Below are 5,429 nucleotides of genomic sequence, written 5' to 3' on the forward strand. Positions count from 1 at the left end.
CTGCGCCGCCACTGCAGCCGCAGGCGCCTTGGCCGGCGACGCTTCCGCGCCCGGCTTGAGGTTGCCCTCGCCTTCGACTTCCAGGCGGATCAGTTCGCCGCCCACGGCCATGACCTGGCCCACGTCCCCGCCCAGCGCGACCACGCGGCCGACCACCGGCGCGGGAATCTCGACCGTGGCCTTGTCCGTCATGACGTCGGCCAGCGGCTGGTCCTCGGCCACCATGTCGCCGATCTTCACGTGCCAGGCGACCAGTTCCACTTCCGCGATGCCTTCGCCGATGTCGGGCATCTTGATGACATGAATACCCATCTCTCAACCCTCCATCGCGCGCTTGAACGCTTCGCCAACCCGGCGCGGGCCGGGGAAGTACGCCCATTCCTGCGCGTGCGGATACGGCGTATCCCAGCCGGTCACGCGCTCCACGGGCGCCTCCAGATGATGGAAGCAGTGTTCCTGCACCAACGAAATCAGCTCGGCGCCGAAGCCGCAGGTGCGTGTGGCTTCGTGCACCACCACGCAGCGGCCGGTCTTCTTGACCGAATTGACGATGGCGTCCAGGTCCAGCGGCCACAGGCTGCGCAAGTCGATGACCTCGGCGTCGATGCCGGTTTCCTCGGCGGCTGTCAGCGACACGTGCACGGTGGTGCCGTAGGTCAGCACGGTCAGCGCGTTGCCGGGCCGCACGATGGCGGCCGTGTCCAGCGGCACGGTGTAGTAGCCGGTGGGCACCACGCTGCCCGGCCGTCCGGTCCAGGGCGTGACGGGCCGGTCGTGGTGGCCGTCGAACGGGCCGTTGTAGAGCCGCTTGGGCTCCAGGAAGATGACCGGATCGTCGTTCTCGATGGCCGCGATCAGCAGGCCCTTGGCGTCATAGGGATTGGACGGCATCACCGTGCGCAATCCGCAGACTTGGGTGAACATGGCCTCGGGACTCTGGCTGTGCGTCTGTCCGCCGTAGATGCCGCCGCCGCAAGGCATGCGGATAGTCATGGGCGCGACGAACTCGTTGACCGAGCGGTAGCGCAGGCGCGCGGCCTCGGACACGATCTGGTCCGAAGCGGGATAGAAATAGTCGGCGAACTGGATTTCGCAGACGGGACGCAGGCCGTAGGCTCCCATGCCTACCGCCACGCCGACGATGCCGCCTTCGGAAATGGGCGTGTCGAACACGCGCGAGCTGCCGTACTTGGTCTGCAGGCCTTCCGTGCAGCGGAACACGCCGCCGAAATAGCCCACGTCCTGGCCGAACACCACGACATTGTTGTCGCGCTCCAGCATCACATCCATGGCCGAGCGCAAAGCCTGGATCATGGTCATCGGCGCGGAGGCCGGACCAGCGTTGTTATCGATAGCCATGATCAGACTCCGAGCTGCTGACGCTGCCGGCGCAGATGCTCCGGCATGTCCTTGTAGACGTCTTCAAAGATGCTGGCGGCGCTGGGGACGTGGCCGTCCACCAGGGTGCCGTAGCTTTCCGCTTCCTTCTGCGCCGCCAGGATCTCGGCGTCGAGCTCGGCCTTGACGGCTTCGTGCTCTTCGTCGGACCAGATGCCCAGCAGGATCAGGTGCTTTTTGAAGCGTGCGATCGGATCGCCCAGCGGAAAATGGCTCCAGTCGTCGCCAGGACGGTACTTGGAGGGGTCATCGGACGTGGAGTGCGGGCCGGCGCGGTAGGTCACCCATTCGATCAGGGTCGGCCCCAGGTTGCGGCGGGCGCGCTCGGCGGCCCAGCTCGAGGCGGAATAGACCGCCAGGAAATCGTTGCCGTCCACCCGCAGCGACGCGATGCCGCAGCCCACGCCGCGGCCCGCGAAGGTCGCGCCTTCGCCGCCGGCAATCGCCTGGAACGTGGAAATGGCCCACTGGTTGTTGACCACGTTCAGGATGACCGGCGCGCGGTAGACGTGCGCGAAGGTCAGCGCGGTATGGAAGTCGGCTTCGGCGGTGGCGCCGTCGCCGATCCAGCCGGAAGCGATGCGGGTGTCGCCCTTGATGGCCGAGGCCATGCCCCAGCCCACCGCCTGGATGAACTGCGTGGCCAGGTTGCCCGAAATGCTGAAGAAGCCGCGTTCGCGGTCGGAGTACATGACCGGCAGCTGGCGACCCTTGAGCGGATCGCGTTCGTTGGACATCAGCTGGCACATCATGGTGACCAGGGAAACGTCGCGCGCCAGCAGGATGCTTTGCTGGCGGTAGGTCGGAAAGCACATGTCGCCCTGCTCCAGCGCCATGGCGTGGGCGGTGCCGATGGCCTCTTCGCCCAGGCTCTGCATGTAGAAGGAGATCTTCTTCTTGCGCTGGGCGGTCAACATGCGCGCATCGAAGAGGCGCGTCTTCAGCATGTTGCGCATGCCGGCGCGCAGCTGCTCGTGGCTGAGCTCCGGCGCCCACGGTCCGACGGCGCTGCCGTCGTCGGCGATCACCCGGACCAGGCTGTAGGCCAGTCTGCCGGTATCGACCGCGGCAACATCAATGGGGGGTTTGGGCACATCGCCGGGCGGCGACAGGTGCAGGTAGGAAAAGTCGGTCTTGCAACCCGGACGGCCGGTAGGCTCCGGGACGTGCAACTTCAACGGCCCATATTGGCTCATGTATTGTCTCCACGCTTGATCGTGTCATGCGCATTCTTCTTACCAAGACACTGCCCAAGGGGATGACCTCGGACATTGCCATCGTCGGCCCGTGCAAAGGGATGAACATGCAAGGCCGGGAGCCAGAGTAGCACAGGGCGCGGCCCCGAGACAGCGGCCGCGCCGGACCTCGCTACCAGCGGTAGCTGAGGGCCGCGTAGAGCGTGCGCGGGTCGCCATAGCGGCAACCGGTGGCGCCGGCGCATGACAAGTAACCGCGGTTGAACAGGTTGCGCGCGTTCACGGTCAAGGACAGGCCGGCGAACTCGGACGAGAGCGCGCCGAAGTCGTACGCCGCCATCGCGTCCACCAGGAACTGGCCAGGCACCTCGGCGGGATAGCCCGGCAGATTGGTCGAGCTGGCATAGCGCACGCCTGCGCCCAGCGTCAGCCCGGGCGCGCCGGCCGCGGTCAGGTTGTAGTCGGCCCAGACCGCGGCGCTGTGCAGCGGCACCAGCGTGGTGCGCTGGCCGACCAGTTCCGGCAAAGTGCTGCGGATGGTGCGCGCATCGGTATAGGCATAGCTGGCGGTCAGGTTCAGCGCCCCCAGCCGCGCCTTGGCCTCCAATTCCAGGCCGCGCGAGCGGGCCTTGCCGGTCTGCACCGAATAGGTCGGATCCACCGGGTCGGCGGTCAGGGCGTTGGTCTGCGTCAGGTCATAGACGGCGGCGCTGTACAACATATCGCTGCCCGGCGGCTCGTAGCGCAGGCCCAGTTCGTACTGCTGCCCTTTGGTCGGCCTGAAGGCATTGCCCGTGCGGTCCATGCCCACGGTGGGCGCGAAAGACTGGCTCACGCTCACATAAGGCGCCAGGCCCGCCGGCGCCAGGTACACCAGGCCGACGCGCCCGGTGGTGGCGGTATCGCGCTGCCGGGTGGCGGCGCCGGTAGCGTGGCCACGCTGATCGGTATCGGTCCAGTCCTGGCGCCCGCCCAGCACCACCACCCACTGGTCGCGGATCTTGATCTGATCCTGCAGATACAGCCCGATGCCGTCCGAACGCGTCACGAAACCGTTGTCGCGCGCCGTGTTCACCATCGGCACCGCGCCGTAGACGGGATGGTAGATATCGCCCAGCGGCGCCACCGTGCCCGAATGCCGGCTGGTGTCGTAGTTGCTGCGGTAGTAGTCCAGGCCCGCCAGCACGGTGTGCTGCAGGCCTCCGCCCTCGAACTTGAATTCCAGCGAGGTATCGGCAGCGATGCCGTACGAACGCTCGGTGCGGCTGACGACGCCGCGCCGCAGCGTCACGCCGTTGGCCTGCAGGCCGCCGAACGACAGGTAGTCCCACTTGCCGTCCGCGGTGAAATAGCGCGCGCTCTGGCGCAGCCTGACGCGCTCATTGAAGGCGTGCTCGAAGACGTATCCGGCTGTGTAGGTGTCGGTGTCGTAGCGGTCGAAATCCGGCTCGCCGATGAACAGGTCGCGGGGGATCTGGCCGTTCAGCGTGTTGGCCGCCGGCATCGGAGGCGCGAAACGGGTGCGGATGCGCTGATAGCTGGCCAGCAGCGTCAGTGAGGTCGCCGCGCTGGGCCGCCAGGTCAGGGCTGGCGCCAGGTAGGTGCGATCGTCAGGCACGTGGTCGACCCAATTGTCGGCATTGCGCGCCAGGCCGGTCAGGCGGTAGGACCAGGCGCCATCTTCGGTCAGCGCACCGGAAAAATCGCCCGACACCTGCCGGCGGCCATAGCTGCCGGTCTCCAGGTTCAGCTCGCGCAGGGTCTCCGCGGTCGGGCGCTTGCTGACGGCGTTGACCACGCCACCCGGCGTGAGTTGGCCGTACAGCACCGAGGACGCGCCACGCAGCACCTCGACGCGTTCCAGCCCGTAGGGCTCCTGGCCGCCGTCGTAGACGTTGGATTGCAGCTTGAGCCCATCACGCAGCAGGCCGGAATTACCGGTGGCCACGTTGAAGCCGCGCAGCATCAGGTCGTCCACCATGCGGCTGAACGCCGGCGACTGGGTCGCCACGCCCGGCGTGTAGCCCAGCGCGTCGGCCAGGCTGCCGGCCTTGACGACGCGGATCTGGTCGCTGGTGACCACCGATACGGACTGCGGCGTCTCGATCAGCGGCGTGTCGGTCTTGGTGCCAGCCATGTTGCGCAAAGCCACATAGCCGTCGACGTGGCCGGTGGGCGATTCGGCCGTACCGGTCACGCGCACCGGCTCCAGCATGGCCGCCGCTCCCGCCTGCGGCAGGGGCCGCGCGCTGAAGGTGCCATTGGCCGTGATCCGCAATTCCAGCCCGCTGCCCGCCAGCGCCTGCCGCAGGGCCTGCTCAGCGGTATAGGTGCCGGCCACCGCCGGGGCCTGGCGGCCCGCCACCAGTGCCGGATCGACGGACACCGCGCGGCCGCTCTGGCGTGCGATGCGGGTCAAGGTATCGCCCAGCGGCGCGGCCGGCAGGTCGTAGCGCAGCGCAGCAGGCGCGCCCGTCTGGGCGCTGGTTTGTGCATGGAGGGAACCGGCCGGCACGGCCAGGGCGATGAGGAACGCGGCCGCCAGGCGCGGCGCGGTACTAACGGGGAACATGGAATCTCCTGCGGCAAGTGTGTGCTTCAGGAGGTATGTCCAGCGGGCCCGGCGCAAGCGATCATTTTTTTTCGAGGGCATCCGCGCGCAGATCGATGCTGACCAGCCAGCCGCCCAGCGCGCGCACCGAGATCGGCAAGGTCTGCCGCAGCGATTCCAACACCTGATCGGTGTCGTCCAGCGGAAAGGCGCCCAGCACCCGCAGCCGGGCGGCCTCGGGCGTGATGCGCAGGAAGCCGCGCCGGTACGGCCGCAGCGCCGCT

4 protein-coding genes and 2 pseudogenes are annotated in these 5,429 nt (G+C 67.7%); all 6 read right to left on the bottom strand.

The genetic code is table 11. From position 1 onward, the window contains the following. The coding region (locus VIR09_RS05255; RefSeq protein WP_332011919.1) for a biotin/lipoyl-containing protein at positions 1-312 on the bottom strand (312 nt) is incomplete at its 3' end. A 3-nt stretch (positions 313-315) separates the two neighbouring features. Further along, complete coding sequence (locus tag VIR09_RS05260) at positions 316-1,359, bottom strand: alpha-ketoacid dehydrogenase subunit beta (RefSeq protein WP_088140004.1); 1,044 nt, start codon at positions 1,357-1,359, stop codon at positions 316-318. Positions 1,360-1,361: 2 nt separating this feature from the next. Beyond that, positions 1,362-2,594: a 3-methyl-2-oxobutanoate dehydrogenase (2-methylpropanoyl-transferring) subunit alpha gene (locus VIR09_RS05265; RefSeq protein WP_332011920.1), complete on the bottom strand. Its 1,233-nt coding sequence runs from the start codon at positions 2,592-2,594 to the stop codon at positions 1,362-1,364. Positions 2,595-2,766: 172 nt separating this feature from the next. Further along, positions 2,767-4,809: a TonB-dependent siderophore receptor gene (locus VIR09_RS05270; RefSeq protein ID WP_414639391.1), complete on the bottom strand. Its 2,043-nt coding sequence runs from the start codon at positions 4,807-4,809 to the stop codon at positions 2,767-2,769. A gap of 48 nt (positions 4,810-4,857) precedes the next feature. Then, positions 4,858-5,247 (bottom strand): annotated as a pseudogene (locus VIR09_RS31565) (STN domain-containing protein); the annotation flags it as partial. Continuing rightward, positions 5,228-5,429: pseudogene (locus VIR09_RS05275) on the bottom strand (Fe2+-dicitrate sensor protein); the annotation flags it as partial. The pseudogenes VIR09_RS05275 and VIR09_RS31565, both read right to left, overlap by 20 nt.

It is taken from the genome of Achromobacter sp. (assembly GCF_036567245.1).
In the GTDB taxonomy this organism is placed as follows: domain Bacteria; phylum Pseudomonadota; class Gammaproteobacteria; order Burkholderiales; family Burkholderiaceae_B; genus Achromobacter.

Excerpts from the sequence above, each read along its gene's own strand:
- VIR09_RS05260 (WP_088140004.1), bottom strand. The coding sequence starts at position 1,359 with ATGGCTATCGATAACAACGCTGGTCCGGCCTCCGCGCCGATGACCATG.
- VIR09_RS05265 (WP_332011920.1), bottom strand. The coding sequence starts at position 2,594 with ATGAGCCAATATGGGCCGTTGAAGTTGCACGTCCCGGAGCCTACCGGC.
- VIR09_RS05270 (WP_414639391.1), bottom strand. The coding sequence starts at position 4,809 with ATGCTGGAGCCGGTGCGCGTGACCGGTACGGCCGAATCGCCCACCGGC.